16 protein-coding genes are annotated in these 15,579 nt (G+C 65.2%); 10 read left to right on the top strand and 6 right to left on the bottom strand.

Going from position 1 to position 15,579, the window contains the following annotated elements:
• Positions 1-29 precede the first annotated feature (29 nt).
• Together ACIBJI_RS27860 and ACIBJI_RS27865 are read left to right on the top strand one after the other, a co-directional pair.
• Complete coding sequence (locus ACIBJI_RS27860; RefSeq protein ID WP_364351057.1) at positions 30-1,568, top strand: Rieske 2Fe-2S domain-containing protein; 1,539 nt, start codon at positions 30-32, stop codon at positions 1,566-1,568.
• Between the two features lie 183 nt (positions 1,569-1,751).
• On the top strand, positions 1,752-2,108 hold the full coding sequence (locus ACIBJI_RS27865; protein WP_397086604.1) for a hypothetical protein: 357 nt from the start codon (positions 1,752-1,754) through the stop codon (positions 2,106-2,108).
• Between the two features lie 180 nt (positions 2,109-2,288).
• On the opposite strand, the gene ACIBJI_RS27870 is transcribed toward ACIBJI_RS27865, so the two are convergent.
• The 5 genes from ACIBJI_RS27870 to serS form a co-directional block, all read right to left on the bottom strand.
• Positions 2,289-3,245 carry a DMT family transporter gene (locus ACIBJI_RS27870; RefSeq protein ID WP_397086606.1) on the bottom strand — a complete coding sequence of 319 codons (957 nt, stop codon included), beginning with the start codon at positions 3,243-3,245 and terminating at the stop codon, positions 2,289-2,291.
• A gap of 397 nt (positions 3,246-3,642) precedes the next feature.
• Positions 3,643-4,896, bottom strand: a complete 1,254-nt coding sequence (locus ACIBJI_RS27875) for an oxygenase MpaB family protein (RefSeq protein ID WP_397086608.1) — start codon at positions 4,894-4,896, stop codon at positions 3,643-3,645.
• Between the two features lie 151 nt (positions 4,897-5,047).
• On the bottom strand, positions 5,048-6,385 hold the full coding sequence (locus tag ACIBJI_RS27880; RefSeq protein ID WP_397086610.1) for an MFS transporter: 1,338 nt from the start codon (positions 6,383-6,385) through the stop codon (positions 5,048-5,050).
• Positions 6,386-6,467: 82 nt separating this feature from the next.
• A complete protein-coding gene (locus ACIBJI_RS27885) occupies positions 6,468-8,330 on the bottom strand; it encodes a putative bifunctional diguanylate cyclase/phosphodiesterase (RefSeq protein ID WP_397086612.1) in 1,863 nt (620 codons plus the stop codon).
• A 114-nt stretch (positions 8,331-8,444) separates the two neighbouring features.
• On the bottom strand, positions 8,445-9,707 hold the full coding sequence (gene serS / locus ACIBJI_RS27890; RefSeq protein ID WP_364351043.1) for a serine--tRNA ligase: 1,263 nt from the start codon (positions 9,705-9,707) through the stop codon (positions 8,445-8,447).
• A 92-nt stretch (positions 9,708-9,799) separates the two neighbouring features.
• On the opposite strand from serS, the gene ACIBJI_RS27895 reads away from it, so the two are divergent.
• The 7 genes from ACIBJI_RS27895 to ACIBJI_RS27925 all read left to right on the top strand — a co-directional run bounded on the left by ACIBJI_RS27895 (position 9,800) and on the right by ACIBJI_RS27925 (position 14,486).
• Complete coding sequence (locus ACIBJI_RS27895) at positions 9,800-9,973, top strand: hypothetical protein (protein ID WP_364351040.1); 174 nt, start codon at positions 9,800-9,802, stop codon at positions 9,971-9,973.
• A gap of 39 nt (positions 9,974-10,012) precedes the next feature.
• Positions 10,013-10,330: a hypothetical protein gene (locus ACIBJI_RS27900; RefSeq protein ID WP_364351037.1), complete on the top strand. Its 318-nt coding sequence runs from the start codon at positions 10,013-10,015 to the stop codon at positions 10,328-10,330.
• A gap of 199 nt (positions 10,331-10,529) precedes the next feature.
• The gene (locus tag ACIBJI_RS27905; protein ID WP_396958525.1) at positions 10,530-11,627 is read left to right on the top strand and encodes a septum formation family protein; all 1,098 of its coding nucleotides are present in this window, start codon (positions 10,530-10,532) and stop codon (positions 11,625-11,627) included.
• The gene (locus ACIBJI_RS27910) at positions 11,627-11,977 is read left to right on the top strand and encodes a metallopeptidase family protein (protein WP_364351031.1); all 351 of its coding nucleotides are present in this window, start codon (positions 11,627-11,629) and stop codon (positions 11,975-11,977) included. Before ACIBJI_RS27905 ends, ACIBJI_RS27910 begins: the two co-directional genes overlap by 1 nt.
• 167 nt (positions 11,978-12,144) lie before the next feature.
• Positions 12,145-12,456 carry a PE family protein gene (locus tag ACIBJI_RS27915; protein WP_364351028.1) on the top strand — a complete coding sequence of 104 codons (312 nt, stop codon included), beginning with the start codon at positions 12,145-12,147 and terminating at the stop codon, positions 12,454-12,456.
• A 51-nt stretch (positions 12,457-12,507) separates the two neighbouring features.
• Positions 12,508-13,659, top strand: coding sequence for a PPE family protein (locus ACIBJI_RS27920; protein WP_364351025.1), 1,152 nt, complete (start codon positions 12,508-12,510; stop codon positions 13,657-13,659).
• Positions 13,656-14,486, top strand: a complete 831-nt coding sequence (locus ACIBJI_RS27925; RefSeq protein ID WP_396958444.1) for an ESX secretion-associated protein EspG — start codon at positions 13,656-13,658, stop codon at positions 14,484-14,486. Before ACIBJI_RS27920 ends, ACIBJI_RS27925 begins: the two co-directional genes overlap by 4 nt.
• Positions 14,487-14,514: 28 nt before the next feature.
• Here the strand turns inward: ACIBJI_RS27925 and ACIBJI_RS27930 are convergent, their stop codons facing one another.
• Positions 14,515-15,153, bottom strand: a complete 639-nt coding sequence (locus ACIBJI_RS27930) for an NAD(P)H-dependent oxidoreductase (protein WP_396958445.1) — start codon at positions 15,151-15,153, stop codon at positions 14,515-14,517.
• 50 nt (positions 15,154-15,203) lie between these two features.
• Here ACIBJI_RS27930 and ACIBJI_RS27935 point away from each other — a divergent pair, with 50 nt between their 5' ends.
• A complete protein-coding gene (locus ACIBJI_RS27935; protein WP_364351014.1) occupies positions 15,204-15,566 on the top strand; it encodes a MerR family transcriptional regulator in 363 nt (120 codons plus the stop codon).
• Positions 15,567-15,579: the final 13 nt, after the last annotated feature.

Here is a 15,579-nt window from a genome sequence, read left to right on the forward strand (position 1 = left end):
TGGCTGGTAACGGTCAGGAGGAGCAGCTCGTGCAGATCACCAGCGTCGGACACGCCGGATTCCACATCCGCACCGCGGCCGGGTCGATCCTTTGCGATCCCTGGGTCAATCCCGCGTACTTCGGGTCGTGGTTCCCGTTTCCGGACAACACCCAGTTGGACTGGGACGAGCTGGGCAATTGCGATTTCCTGTACGTCTCGCATTTGCACCGCGACCACTTCGACGCGGCGCATATCGCGAAGCACGTCAACAAGGACGCGACCGTACTGCTGCCGGACTATCCGGTGCCGGATCTCAAGCGCGAACTCGAGAAGCTCGGCTTCCACAAGTTCTTCGAGACCGAAGATTCGGTCAAGCATCGGGTGAGCGGACCCGGCGGCGAGATCGACATCATGATCATCGCGCTGCGCGCACCCGCCGACGGACCGATCGGCGACTCCGGGCTGGTCGTCGCCGACGGCGAGACCACCTGTTTCAATATGAACGACGCCCGTCCGGTGGATATGGATGTGCTGCACGACGCATTCGGGCATATCGATATCCACCTGCTGCAGTACTCGGGCGCGATCTGGTATCCGATGGTCTACGACATTCCTTCGCGGACCAAGTCGAATTTCGGTAAGCAGAAGCGTCAGCGCGGAATGGATCGTGCGCGCAGCTATATCGAGCAGGTCGACGCCACCTGGGTAGTGCCCTCGGCCGGCCCGCCGGTATTTCTCGACGACGAGTTGCGCTACCTCAATGACGATCGCGGCGACGAGGGCAATATCTTCCCGGATCAGATGGTGTTCCTGGAACAGATGAAAATCCACGGCAACGAGGGCGGGATCCTGATGATCCCGGGTTCGGTCGCCGACGTGCGCGGTGCCGAACTCGCGCTGACCCATCCGTTCGAGCCGGGCCTGATCTATGACAACAAGGCCGAATACATCGAGCTGATGGCACAGCGTCTCGCTCCGGTGCTGGCGGCCGAAAAGGCTTCGTGGGCAACGGGTGACGAGCGGCTACTGGAACCGCTGAAGGCGCTGTTCGAGCCGATCATGAAGCAGAGCGATCTGATCTGCGACGGGATCGGCTATCCGGTCGGACTGGTCATGGGTGACGAAACCGTGGTGCTGGACTTCCCCAAGCGCGTAGTGCGCGAGCCGATCGAGGGTGAAGGCAAGTATCGCTACGGCTTCCGTATCCCGCCGGAACTGGTGCGCACCGTGCTGCGCGACGACGAGCCGGACTGGGTGAACACCATTTTCCTGTCCACTCGATTCCAGGCCTGGCGCATCGGCGGCTACAACGAATTCCTCTACACCTTCTTCAAATGCCTCACCGATGAGCGGATCGCGTACGCGGACGGCTGGTTCGCCGAGGCGCACGATGATTCCGCCTCAACGGAATTGGCCGGCTGGGAAGTCCAGCGCCGCTGCCCACACCTGAAGGCGGATCTGTCGAAATTCGGCGTGATCGAAGGAAATACCCTCACCTGCAATTTGCACGGGTGGCAGTGGGATCTGGAATCCGGGCGGTGCAAGACCTCCAAGGGACATGAGTTGCGCTCGCACAAGCTCGTCTGAATTCTGGTCCCCCGGGTGCCTTTTGCCGACTGTCGGTCGGTTCTGAAATTCGGTGCGATTCGGTCGCTCACGTGCTGGTGGCGACTACCTGGGGCTCCTACAATCAGGGGCGTCGGGGAATATCGAACGAACTCGACGATCGGCGAGTCCCGTACGCGGGACGATTCGCCGGAAGAAGGCACCATGATCATCAACAAGGCGCGCGGCAGCACCGCGCGCCGACTGCTCGCAAAGGTCGCGCTCGTTGGAGCGGCGGTGGCGGTTCCGATGACGGCAGTGGCGGTTCACGCCACGGCGATGCCGACACCCGGACCAGGTGTTGTGCAGACAGATAATCCGCACTGCCCGGGCTACGGCCCCGGGTGCAATGGCGGCGGTTGGGGCGGGGGCGGCGGCGGCTGGGGTGGCGGCGGTTGGGGCGGCAACGGCGGCTGGGGTGGCAACGGCGGCTGGGGCGGCGGTTGGGGCGGCAACGGCGGTTGGGGTGGCAACGGCGGCTGGGGCCAGTGGTTCCCACCGGGCTGGTTCGGCAGCAGCTAACCGAACAAATCCGAGCACCGCAAGATAGGTCTCCCGGCGATGTCGACCATTACGGTGGGGTCGCTGGGCGGCCCATGTCCAGGCGCATGCCCTCGAGCAAGGTCGGCCCCGAACACCAAGTGCAATGACTGACACATCGGTGAGTCGCTGCCCCGCAATGCCGGAAGTTCGGCGCTGGGGTCAGGTTCGTGAGCGGGTGGCGACGAGGACGGCGAGGAAGGTGAGGGCGCAGCCGATTACGGCGGTTGGGGAGAGTCCGGCACCGGTTGGGGTGAGCAGGTCCAGGGTGATCGAGGCCAGGAGTTGGCCGGCAACCGAGGTAAGGCCGAGGAGCAGGACGCCGATCCAGCGGACGGTGATTGCGGCCAAGGCGATGAAGGCGACGCCGATGAGGCCGCCCAGATAGAGCCATGGCTCGCTGGGGAATCCACCAGGCCAGCCGGTGCCGACCAGGATGCAGGCCTCGATGGCGAAAAGGGCCGCGGTGCCGATGCCGAAGTTCACCAGGGTGGCGGAGAACGGACCGCCGACCGCGCCGACGCGACCGTTGACCGCCTGCTGCCAGGCCAGTCCGATTCCGGCCAGCGCGGGCAACAGGATCAGCACAGCGGTCGGGCTGTTGCGCAGCCATTCGGGCACCGCCGCGGAACCGACCGGCGCGCCGGACCCTCCCGCCACAGCGAGGACCACCGCGACCATGGCCAGCGCCGCACCGCCGACGCGCGAAACCGTGACCGGAGTGCGGCCATTCGGCGCCAACCCGAGCCGGTCCACCACCAGACTGCTCAGCAATTGCCCGCCGACTGTGGCGACGGTGAAGGCCGTGACGCCGATCGCCGCAACGGTAAGTCCTTGGCACGCAACGAAGAACGCGCCGCAGAGCCCACCGAACAACTGCACCGGCCGCAGCTCACCATCGGCCACCGCCCGCCGCACCCGCACCAGCCCGTCCCGCAACCGCCGACTCACCGCGAACGCGATCACCAACACCACTAGACCGATGCCGAAACTGATACAGGCAGCCGCGATCCCATCCCGCAACCGCACCCCCAACGCCCCATTGATCCGGCCCTGCACCGCCACCCCGGCCCCGATGCAGAACCCGAAGGCCAACCCCACCTTCGCCCGCGCCACCATCCCCGCACCGTACCGCCACCCCCCGCATCCCCCGACCGCGCCACAACCCACCGCGCCCGAGCGCACCTCACACCAGCCCGATCAGACACCCTTCGCTGGCGCCGAATTCGCACGGAATGGCCGGTCACCCTTGATGCAAGTCGGCCGAAGGATGTTCGTCAGATGTGTGTCTGGCGGCTGCACCATCGACCGAGTCGACCAGCCATGCGAGACCGTCATCGGCTGTATCGCCGTATGTGGAGTTGCTTCGAGCGCCCTTGCAGCGCCGCCACTTTCAGCGTCGACTCGTGACCAAGCACTGACTGCGGCCATTCGCCGAACGTCATCGCGGTGATGCCATGGCGGCATCGGTCGGAACGGGCCGTTGCCGACCGCCCGGCGCGCAGGGGCAGCACGGTTACCCGGCGCGCAGGGTGGTGCGGGCAGCGTAGGTGTCGTGACGAGCGTAGGTGCGGTCGCCGCCGTTGCGGGCGATGGAGCCGCGGACCAGGCGGGCGCGGATTCGGGCACCGAGCCGTTCTTGGAAGCGGGTGGCGCCGGGGATGAGTTGGCGGGGTACTTCCAATGCGCCGTTGACTACAGCAGTGGCCATGACGGCGCTCTGGAAGAACTTGCTGTTCTCCAGGCCGAGGAAATCAGAGTTGGTCGGGCCGAGGACGATTCGGCTGTAGGCGACCATATAACTGGTGATCACGCGGCGGATCAGGCGCTGACCTGTGGTGTCGGTGCCGATGAACAGGCCGCCCGCGGCCGGGACCAGGGCCTGGGCCAGGCGTCGGGAGTCCTCGTCCGGGATGAATTCGGTATCGGCGAGGATCCAGAAAGCGCGCCAGGTATCGGTTTCATTGGTCGGCAGGATTTCGGCGTCGATGCCGAGCAGGAAGCCGACATAGCGCCAGAGTTGGAATACCGAATCCTTCTCCTGGGCCGAAAAGCGCAGGCCGAGCGCCTGTGCGCCAACCAGATTCGCCATCGAGAACAGGCCGAGTGTGCCGACGGTGAGCACCTGGTTCACCGGATGGTCCCAGGCTTCGTAATCCCAATCGGGGCGTCGATTCATGCCCGCGCGCACCAGCGCGTGCATCAGCCGCACCCGCAGCACACTCTGGTAGCCGACCTGATTGCGTTGCAGGCCACCGGGAGTCGTGACGTCCAGCCACCACTGGGTGGTTTCGGCCAGGCGGCGCGGCGCCATGGCGTCGAGGTCACCGGTGCCGATCAGGGCCTTATCCGCGCGGGAGGCCAGATAGCCGCCCATCAGCGCGAACATCCCCATCGCGATCCCACCCCAGACACTGGTGCGTTCCACGACCCGGGCACCGCGGTCGATTTTGGTGCGGTCCAGCCAGTACGGGTCCGTCTCGACCTGACCGAAGAATGCCGTCAATTCGGCGGGTGCATGCGGCACCGCATCGATTCCGCGCTCCACGGCGACTTCGAACATCCGCCGGCCCTCGCCGACCGGCAGCCGCTTGAACATGGCGACCACACCGTCCGCGAGCGGATCCCCGACCTGCGCGAACCGGCGGAACGAATCCCGCTGCGCCGCGGTACAGCGCAGATCGCCCGGTGCCAGCACCGGCACCGCGTACCGGAAGGGGAACTCCGTGAACAGTGGCGGAGTGGGCAGCAGTTGGTTGTCATGCGTCATTGCATTTCACCCATCGGAAGAGAGGTTCGCGCCCAAGCCGAGCACATCTGACAAGACCGTCTCACAAATTCGAATATCTGGCAAGGATCCATGCCAGAATGGAGCGGCGAACCATCTCATCGAAGCGACCCACAGCTGACAGCCCATTGCCTCACCGATCGGACGTGCGGCGCGGTAGCGAGGACGGAATCAGCAGGGCGATAGCGAGCATCGAAGCGCCCAGCAACGCGACCGTCGTCGACATCGACAGCCACAACGTGGCGATGGCGGCGAACCCGAAGACCGCCAGTGCGACAACCTCCGCAGCGAGACCCGACACCGAGGTGACCGTCGCCCGCGCCGGACCTTCGATCGCGTCCTGCAACCGAGCCCCCGCCACCACACTGGCGTTGTAGACGATGCCGTAGGAAACACCGATCGCCGTAAATCCCACACCCGCGAGCACATACACCGCACCCGGCCAGCGGACGGCGAGACCGGCGATCACCGCACCGCCGACGAACAGCACACCACCCAGCCCCACCGCGATCGCCATGACACGCGCCGACATGCCCTCGGTGCGCCCCGCCAACACCGAACCCACCAGCGAACCGACAACCGTGATACCGACCAAAACCGGCACCACCGCCGTCTCCACCCCAACCTCCTGAGCGAGCAATGCGAAGTACTCATCGAAGGCCGTAACCCCCGACAGCAGCGCCCCCAATGCCACGACATTACGCACGGCACGCACCCGAATCGCCTCCCCCACACCGGTTCGCAGCATGTTCAGATACGTCGCGAACGGCCGCGACTCCGTCGAGATCGACGCCTGCGCGATCACCGACTCGCCACTCAGGGCGACTGCTCCTCGCGATATCTCGGATGACCCAGCCGAATCCTCGTCTTCCAGCTCCTCCACTGCCACCGCCGACACAGCCTTCGGCGCGCTCGGCAAGGACAGACCGACCAGCGTGTGCACCGCCGCGAACGCCACACTGCACCAGCCGAGCAACGGATAGCCGCCCCAGATATACAACGGCGTCGCACCGAGGATGGCGATCACGATCGCGGCTTCCGACGCTGCCCTCGCATAACCGATGACGCGCGGATACGCCCGCTGCTCATTGCGGGCGACGAGTTCGTCGTAGAGCAATGCCTCGAACGTCCCGGACATCAACGCGCCCGAAGTACCCCACAGTACGAAGCCGACCGCGAATCCCAGGTAGGTCGGCAGCAGTGTCCAGCACGCGAAACCGGCGGTCAGCAGCACACCGCCCGTGACGAGCAGCCCACGCCGTGACACCGTATCGGCCCAGGCACCCGATGGCACCTCGAGCAGGAACGCGGTCGCCGACCACATTGCCAGCAGAGAAGAGATCTGCCCGGTGCTCAGTCCATGATCGGCGAACAGCACCGCGTACAGCGCATACAGCGGAATCAGATCACCGATGCCCTTGAAGAGCACCGCCCGCACCGTAAGCCCGCGCAGACCGATCCCGCGGGTCAACGACCTATCGAATCAATAGCCGTAGATAAGCAAACGCATACCGTCAGCCTGCCGATCTGTCCCCCAGCCCGTCAAGCGATTTTCAGCCGAGCGGTAGCCATCCGTTGGCGGTATGCAGGTCCCCGTCACCGAGTTTCCGATCATTGAGCCCAGGACCGACTCGACCCTGATGCTCGTTCAGATCGGTGATCAGCTCCGAGACCGGATGTGAATCGCTGTAGTGATAGCCCTGGGCGAGCGCGAAACCGAGTTCGGTGAGCACCGCCGCCTGGTATTCGGTCTCCACGCCTTCGGCGATCACCTGCAGGTCCAGTGCACTGCTCAGTGCTGCGATCACACCGAGCAGCGGCGGTGCGGGTGAGTCCGAACGGATCGCGGCGACGAAGGACTGGTCGACCTTGAGGATGTCGCTGGGCAGGGTGGCCAGGCGACTCAGCGACGAATAGCCCGTGCCGAAGTCATCGATCGCGATGCGCACGCCGCGCTCGCGCAGAATATGCAGATTGCCGATGGCCGTTTGGGATTCGGCCGCCAACTCGCTCTCGGTCACCTCGAGCACCAGTTGGTCGGCGGGCCAGCCGGTGCTGGCCAGGATATTGGCGACGCGGTCCGCGTAACCGGTCTCGGCCAGTTCCAGGCCGCTGACATTGACATTCAGCGTCAGATCGAGTTGCGCGAAGGTTTCCTGCAAACGAGCCGCGTCCGCACACGCCCGGCGCAATACCAGCTCGTCCAGATCGGAGATGAGGTCGTATTCCTCGGCAACCCGGATCAGCCCCTCGGTGGTGACATCCGGCTGCGCACTCGACGACCAGCGCAGCAGCGCCTCGACACCGACCGCCTTACCGCCGCCCTCGGTCAGGCTGACGATCGGCTGGTAGTGCACATCGAGCGCGCCACGGTCGATCGCCTCGCGCAACTCGACCGCCAGCGGCAACTGTCGCGACGACTCCAGCACCGTCCGATTGCGCCCCGCCTGCTTGGCCCGGTACAGACCGACATCGGCCCGACTCACCAGCAGCGAACCCGACTCACCCGGCTGCCATGAGGTGACTCCGGCCGAACACCCGGTGGTCACCGATGCCCGCAACTGCTCGGTCAGCAGAATCGCCGCCTGCTCGGTGGTATTCGGCAACAGCAGCGCGAAGGCGTCACCGCCGTAGCGAGCCAGTCGCTGGTCCGGCGCGAGCAATTTCGACCAGGTATCGGCGACCCGCTGCAGCACCGCATCGCCCGCGCGATGGCCGAGGTGATCGTTGATCTTCTGGAAGCGGTCGAGGTCGACGAGCACCAAGGCCAGGCCCTGGCCGGTGCGGGTGGCGGTTTCGATCGCGGCGTTCAACGCACGGTCGAAACCGCGCCGGTTGAGCAGTCCGGTGAGCACATCGATATCGGCCTCGGAGGCCATTCGGGTCAGGATGCCGACTACCACGCCGACTCCGAAGGTCACACCCGCCGGAATCAACCCGGACCACCATGGCAGTGTGGGATGCACCGGCCGCGTCGGCATCACCCACAGGCACATGACCATAGCGAAGGCTATGTGCGCGAATGCCTGTGGCCATGCGAAGAACAATGCGGCATCACAGGCAATGAATACATAGAACGAGGCGAGACTGATCGCGCCGACGGTATTCGGGAACGCGTATACCGCGATCGTCACCAATACCGTCGCTATCGCGACATAACCATGGTGAATCCCATGCGGCAACCGCGGACCCCAGCCGAGCAGGCTGAGTCCGAGCAGCAGCGCCACCGCGGCGGCGGTACCCACCAGTGCTCGGTTGCCCTCGCTGCCCGGGGCAATTCCCGTGATCAGCAGGCCGAGCGCGCCCCCCATTACATAGAAGGCTCCGGTGGTCCGGGACATGACCATCGCCGTCGCCAACGCAGACGCGGCCCGCACCCGGGTTCGGGTATCGCCGCGAGACCCGATTCCTCGCACGGGGAATAGCCTAGACATAGAAATTACCTACAGTTGCCACATCCTGTGAATCCGGCATGGCGAACCCCTAGCTATTTACCTGTAGGCAATGTCGGACGGGCTATTTCGAGGTGTTTATCGCGGCGGTGTCAGCACCTCGGTACCGACGAACGGTACCAGCGCGGCGGGCACCCGGACAGAACCGTCGGCCTGCTGATGGTTTTCCAGAATCGCCACAATCCAGCGGGTAGTCGCGAGCGTACCGTTCAAAGTGGCTGCGATCTGCGGCTTTCCATTCTCGTCGCGATAGCGCACAGCGAGGCGGCGGGCCTGGAAGGTGGTGCAGTTCGAGGTCGAGGTGAGCTCGCGATAGGTCTGCTGGGTTGGCACCCAAGCCTCGCAGTCGAATTTGCGCGCTGCCGAACTGCCCAGATCGCCCGCGGCGACATCGATGATTCGATAAGGCACCTCGACGGCCGCGAGCATGTCCTGCTCCCAGGCGAGCAGGCGCTTATGTTCGGCCGCGGCCTCCTCGGGCGTGGTGAACACGAACATTTCGACCTTGTCGAATTGGTGCACCCGGATGATGCCGCGGGTGTCCTTGCCGTAGCTGCCCGCCTCGCGCCGGAAACACGACGACCAGCCCGCATAGCGCTTCGGACCGGCGCTCAGGTCCAGGATCTCGTCCGAGTGGTAGCCCGCCAGCGGCACCTCCGACGTGCCGACCAGGTACAGCTCGTCCTCCTCGAGGTGGTAGACCTCGGCACTGTGCTGACCCAGGAATCCGGTACCGGCCATGATCTCCGGACGCACCAGCACCGGCGGAATCATCATGGTGAACCCGTTGGCCACCGCCTGCCGCGCGGCGAGTTGCAAAAGACCCAGCTGCAGCAGCGCACCGTAACCGGTCATGAAGTAGAAACGCGCGCCCGAAACCTTGGCGCCGCGTTCCATATCGAACAACCCGAGTGACTCGCCGAGCTCCACGTGGTCCTTGGGCTCGAAGTCGAATTCCCTTGGTGTACCGATGGTCTCCAGCACGATGTAATCGTCCTCGCCGCCCGCGGGGGCGCCTTCCTGGACCACATTCGAGATGGCCCGGTGCGCGGCGTCCATATCGGCATCGGCGGCGTGCTGGGCGACCTCGGCCTCCTTGACCTTCGCCGACATCTCCTGCGCCTGTTCCAGCAGGACGGACCGTTCCTCCGGCTTCGCCTTGCCGATCAGCTTGCCCATCGCCTTGTGCTCGGCGCGCAGGTTATCGGCGTTGGCCACCGCCGCACGGCGCGCCGCGTCCGCCTCGAGCAGGGCGTCGACGAGGGCGGGGTCTTCGCCGCGGGCGCGTTGCGAGGCGCGGACCGCGTCGGGGTTGTCCCGCAGGAATCGGAGGTCGATCATGGGTGACCAGCCTAATGGTCGCGATATTGCGGTTTCACGCCGATATCCCAGGATGCGGACCGGCGGGCGGGGTCCGCGCGCATAGTTGGCTTGTGGGCACGCCTTTCGACGAAACCGCTATTGATAATGCAGTTGCCGATCTGGTCGCGGGTGAGAGAACGTGGGCACACACCCCGCTGCGGCGCCGCCGCGAACTTCGCGACGATATCCACACGCGCACCGGCCGCTTCTCCCACGAATGGGTGCGCGCGGCGCGCACCATCTAGGGTCTGGATCCGGACTCGCCGCTGGTCGGCGAGGAGTGGATGTCGGGTCCGATGACGCTGCTGCAGGCCACCACCGCGCTGTCGGCCACGCTCTCGGCGTTGGAGCAGGGGCGTAGTCCGCTCGACGGGGTCGAACTCGCCGAGGCGCCGGGCCAGCGGGTCGCGGTGCCGATTCTGCCGCTCGATTTCTACGACAGATTGCTGCTCAGCGGTTTTCACGGCGAAGTGTGGCTGCGTCCCGGCATCGACGCCGATACCGCGCGCCGGCGCGCCGGACTCGCCCAACTCGATCCCACCGCGACCGGCGGCGTCGGCGCGGTTCTCGGCGCGTGCAATATCACCTCCAACGCAAGCTGACCGAGTTCTACGCGAGCGCCGATCCGGCGCGGTTGCCCGGCCTATTCCTGTCCACATTCCGCGGCTGACGCGCCTGGCATGGGTACGACCGGGGCGCTTCGGATCGATTCGTCCAGGTCGTAGCACCAGCGAACAGACGCTGACATGATGGACCGCGATGTCTGCTGATGATGTGACCAAGGACGCGTACGAATCCGACCTGCCCTCGGGCGAGTCGTCGCGCGCGGAATCGTTCCCGCAGTCGGTGATCATCGACCGCGACGCCGTCGCCGACGGCAAGCTGCATCTGTCCGCGCCGAAGTTGCGTTGGGTATTGCTCGCCGCGGCGACGGGCGCCGTAATCATCTCGTTGGTCGGTCTGTTCATCACCGGCTACGACAACGACAAGCGGCTCGAGGCACACAACCCTGGTTCGCCCGGCCAGACCGCCTTGGACAAGGAGTTCGGCACCGCGGCCCGGGGCGACTGCCTCAGCTGGACCAAACAGGACCGTGGCGATCTGGTGAAGGTCGCCTGCTCCAACAAGCACCTGTTCGAGGTCGCGGCCGATGTCGATATGGCCAAATATCCCGGCGTGGAATTCGGTCCGGGCTCCCGCTTTCCGGACTCGTTGCGACTGACCGAACTCAAGGAAGAGCACTGCACCCCCGCCGTCGAGCAGTATCTGAACGGCAAGTTCGATCCGCGCGGTCGCTATGTGGTCGGCCTGATGTACCCCAGTCCGGACGGGTGGAAGCACGGCGACCGAACGCTGCGCTGCGGACTCCAGTTCTCCGGTAGCACCGGTACCCCGCTGCCGACCAGCGGCGCGGCCACCGAACACGATCAGTCGAAGATCTTCGAGCCGGGCACCTGCCTCGGCATCAATCAGAATCTGCCCTCCGATCCGGTGGATTGCGCACAGGCGCACGCCGTCGAGATCGTGTCCACCGTCGACCTCGGCCAGCACTTTTCCGGCGGTCCGCCCACCAAGGACGACCAGGACAAGTTCATGGAGGACGAGTGCGGCCGGGCAACCAACGACTATCTCGGCTCACCTGATGCGGTGCGCAATAAGACGCTGACGGTGTTCTTCGACTACCTCGACGCACGCAGCTGGCTGGCGGGCAGCCACAAATTGGACTGCATGATCGGAAAGGGCACCGACCGTGAGGGTTTCGCGCCGGTCACCGGATCGGCGAAGGGCGACATCCTGATCAACGGCCAGGCTCCGGTGCCGCCGCCGAACTCTGGTCGCTCGACTCCTGCCCCACTACCCGGCGCCGCGCCGCTGCCACCACAGCCACAACCGCGCTGATGGCGGTGACCATGTCCGCGGACCGGTTCGAGGAGCTGGTCGGCGATGCGCTCGATCTCATTCCGCCCGAATTGGCCCGCGCCATCCACAATGTGGTCGTGCTGATCGAACCGCGCAATCCGGAGGATCCACATCTGCTCGGGCTGTATCACGGAATCGCGTTGACCGAGCGAGATAGTCACTACGGCGGCTCGCTACCCGACACCGTAACCGTCTATCGCGAGGCGATTCTCGATATCTGCGGCGATGAGCGCGAGGTCGTCGAGGAGGTCGCAATCACTGTGATCCATGAGATTGCACACTATTTCGGCATTGACGAAGACCGGTTGCATGAGCTGGGATGGGGCTAGTCTTATCCAAGTTGTGTTCGGGCTCGGCTCGACGAGCGCGAAACCAGCACGGATGACCGGAAGAAACTTGGGGATTCGATGGAACCGATCGCGTTGCTGTCGCGTCCTATCACTCGAAGGGGGAATTCTCGTGGTTCCGCCCCACAGCCACTAGAAGGAGTCGAGTCATGGTTGGACATGTACTGATCTCGCCCGAGGCCATTCTCGCCGCGGCGGCCGAACTCGATCTGGTCGCCGAGCGGCTTTCCGCAGCGTCCATGATCACCGCACCGGCGACGCACGTGATCCCGTCCGGCACCGAAGAGGTGTCGCTCGTGGCCGCCAGCCACTTCAACCAGGGCGCGGTGACCCACGATCATTCCGTCGCCCAGGGCATTCTCGAACTGCACCATGCTGCACAGACACTGCGCATGCAGCTGGCGCAGCATATCGCCGGCGATGTCGTGCGCGCCGCTGGAGTCAACGCCATACAGGTCTAGCCGGCACGGCTGTCCTCAACCACCATTCAGACATTCAGGGGAGTTATCAGCATGGTTGCAGGAGTCACCGGGGTCGTGTGGATCGCCCGGCCATCCGAAATCAATTCCGCCACCCTTCACGCGGGCGCACACGCGATCCCGATTTCAGCCGCCGCTACCGCGTGGGGCGCGCTCACCGCCGCCTGGGTCGATGCGACGACCACCGTTGCCCGCGTCATGGCCGAGCTCGGCGTCGGCATGCAGGGCATCAACGGTATCGCCGCGCTCGGCAAGCTGACCGGCTTCCTCGGCTGGTCCGAACAGCAGGGTGTGCAGGCAGCGGCGATGGGCGGCAAGGCAGCGGCGAACGTCATCGCTTACGGCGTTGCCGCGCTCGCTATGCCGAGCCCGCCCGAAATCGCGGCCGTCAATGCCGCGCTGGTCGCTTCGACGAACCCGGCCGGCGCCGTCAGCGGCGCCATGGAGGCCGCCGAGGTCGCCAGGCACGCCATGGATATCCGCGCGGCGTTGGTGATGGACACCTACGAGGCTGCGACCTCGGCGATGGTGGCCACACCCGCCGACTTCTTGATGCCGCCGCCGATCGCCGCGGGCGCGGGCCAGGCCAACCCGAGCGGGACCGCCGATGCCGCGTTCGAAGCCCCCACCGACCCGATCTCGGCGGCGGTGGCCGCCGTGCAGGCGTTCGTATCGAACCCGGGTGTGGCCAGTGCCGCCACGCAGGCCGCGCAGGCAGTCGGATCGGTAGTCAGCACCGGTGTGTCAACGGTCGGCAGTGTGGCGAGCAATGCGGTCGCCGCCGCGACTACGAGCACGCCGATGGCGACCATGGCACCGATGGCGATGGGTGGCACGATGGCCGCGGCGGGCACTGCGGCCGCGACCCGTGCGGTCTCGTTCTCCGGCACCTCGGTCGGTGCGGGCAGCGCCCAGCTCAAACTGCCGGAAGGCTGGGGTACGGGCAGCGTGATCGGCGGTAACACCGCGACAGCGGCACCTCAGACGGTCGCATCTATCGAAGCCGCACCGGCCCGGTCGATCAGCAACAGCGGCGCCGGCAACCCGCTGATGGGGAACCAGGCCCGTGACGGCGAGGACGAGTCCGAGCACGACAGCAAGGTCGACCTGCGGGCCGATCACTTCACCGATGGCCGCTTCGCCGCCGACGGGGTGATCGGCGCCAACGCCGGGACGGTTGGGTGACCGTCCTCGGTTCTATCGGTGGCCCGTCCGCACTCGAGGCGGTTGTGCTGTCACCCGACGAGATCCAGTTTCTCCGCGAGAAGCTGGATCTCGATGACCTTCCGGTTGTGCTGAACGCGTACGCCCGCTTCGATAGTGTGCCCGCGCATCAGGCGGCAATGGCCGCCGCGGCCGCGTCGCTCGAACAACGGGACCTGCTGATCGACGGCGGGATTCAGCCCGACTTGGAGGACCGACTTCGGGTGCTGAACCGGCCGCACTGGATCATCACCATGCGGCTGATCGTCGACGGGTACGTGAGTCGTTTCTGTCTGGCGAAGGGCGACGATCTTTCGGTCGTGGCCCTTCGCGGGCAGGACTCGTATGTGATCGATGAAGTGGGAATCGACCTGGCGGGCACCGTAATAGCGGCGCTCGGCACGGCCCCGCCACTCGAGCTCTACGGGATGAACGCACCGACCGAGGAACTTGCGACGATCTTCGAGGATGTCGGCGATGCCACTGCCACCGCGCAACGACTTGCGAAGGTCGGCAATCCCGCGCAGGACGCGCAAACCATCGCCTCGGCCGTCGTCGAAATCCATTCGCACGCGCAGATCACGGCCGTGCTGTACGGGGACGGCACCCGTGACATCGTCGAGAACCACATCGCCGTATTCAACACTCGCAACGGGCGATTCATCTCGACGGCGAGCGTGGCCGACGACGGCACCAAGTGGTCGTCGCTGGCCAGCGGCACTCCCGCCCGACTGCGCGCCGCCGTGGAGGATCTGATCCATTCGTTGCCGGAGCGCGAAGAGTTTCCGAGGAATCCAAGGTTGGCCTGAGGGCGCATCCGCCGGGAAGAAATGCCCGCTATGCCGCTTCCTGATCTCGAGCCGATTGCGCGCGCTGCGCCAGATCGGCGCCGATCCGGTATGCCTGGTCGAGCAACTGTTCGTGAACCCGCGGTTCGTCGGTCTCGGTGCCGTAGAGAAACTTGATGGATGACTCGGCTATCCCACAGTAGCCGGCAATGCCGTGCACCATCTGGGTCATCATCGCCTCCTTGTATCGGCGCCGGTCGTAAGTGCCTTCATCGAGACCGGCAACTGCGATGAAATGCAAAGCTCTTACGGCACTCTGACCGCTTTCCGAGCTGGTCTCGTAGGCCCAGCCTCTGGCGAATACGCGGTCTATCCATCCTTTGGCCAAGGCAGGCATCGACCACCAGTGCACCGGGAAGAGGAGAGCGATTGCATCGGCCGAGTCGAGCAATTCCTGCTCACGCCTGACATCGGCGGGAACCTCGCCCCGCAGCCGGTGCACCGCCAGATCCTGCTTGCCGAAGATGGGATCGAATCCCGACTTTGTCAGATCATGTGTTGTGGCAGTGGTGTTTCCATCCGCCTGGATGCCTTGTTCAACTTCTCTGGCAATAGCCCAGGTAGCGGAGTCGTGGTCCGGGTGCGCAACCACTAGTACGACGTTCGGCCGACCGTCTTCGTTCGTCATATGGCCAAGCTAAAGTATGACACTAACGTCAATGTCAAGGAGTTTGCCGGGTGCGGATCAGCGATCTGAGTCGTATCACCGGCGCGAGCCCTCGGATGCTCCGTCATTACGAGGCCGCCGGTGTCCTCTCGCCTCGGCGGGATCCCAACGGCTATCGGCATTACCGCCCCGAGGATGTCAAGATCGTGAAGGATATTCGCTGCTTGCTGGCATCGGGACTGTCGCTGACCGAGTCCTACACGATGTTGCACATTGCGTGCACCGCCCCGTCCAGTGCATCCGAGGACGATCGCGATGCCGTGCTGCAGCAAATCGATGAGCGCACACGCCAATTGGACACCGCCATCGAACGACTCGTCGCCGAGAAGGCCAATCTGCTCGAGCTCCGCTCGGATATCGAGGCGGGCGGATAACACGAAGGCGAGC

Source organism: Nocardia sp. NPDC050408 (assembly GCF_044458905.1).
GTDB lineage: Bacteria > Actinomycetota > Actinomycetes > Mycobacteriales > Mycobacteriaceae > Nocardia.

Excerpts from the sequence above, each read along its gene's own strand:
- ACIBJI_RS27930 (WP_396958445.1), bottom strand. The coding sequence starts at position 15,153 with ATGACGAACGAAGACGGTCGGCCGAACGTCGTACTAGTGGTTGCGCAC.
- ACIBJI_RS27865 (WP_397086604.1), top strand. The coding sequence starts at position 1,752 with ATGATCATCAACAAGGCGCGCGGCAGCACCGCGCGCCGACTGCTCGCA.
- ACIBJI_RS27900 (WP_364351037.1), top strand. The coding sequence starts at position 10,013 with ATGTCGGGTCCGATGACGCTGCTGCAGGCCACCACCGCGCTGTCGGCC.
- serS (WP_364351043.1), bottom strand. The coding sequence starts at position 9,707 with ATGATCGACCTCCGATTCCTGCGGGACAACCCCGACGCGGTCCGCGCC.
- ACIBJI_RS27915 (WP_364351028.1), top strand. The coding sequence starts at position 12,145 with ATGGTTGGACATGTACTGATCTCGCCCGAGGCCATTCTCGCCGCGGCG.
- ACIBJI_RS27870 (WP_397086606.1), bottom strand. The coding sequence starts at position 3,245 with ATGGTGGCGCGGGCGAAGGTGGGGTTGGCCTTCGGGTTCTGCATCGGG.
- ACIBJI_RS27875 (WP_397086608.1), bottom strand. The coding sequence starts at position 4,896 with ATGACGCATGACAACCAACTGCTGCCCACTCCGCCACTGTTCACGGAG.
- ACIBJI_RS27920 (WP_364351025.1), top strand. The coding sequence starts at position 12,508 with ATGGTTGCAGGAGTCACCGGGGTCGTGTGGATCGCCCGGCCATCCGAA.
- ACIBJI_RS27910 (WP_364351031.1), top strand. The coding sequence starts at position 11,627 with ATGGCGGTGACCATGTCCGCGGACCGGTTCGAGGAGCTGGTCGGCGAT.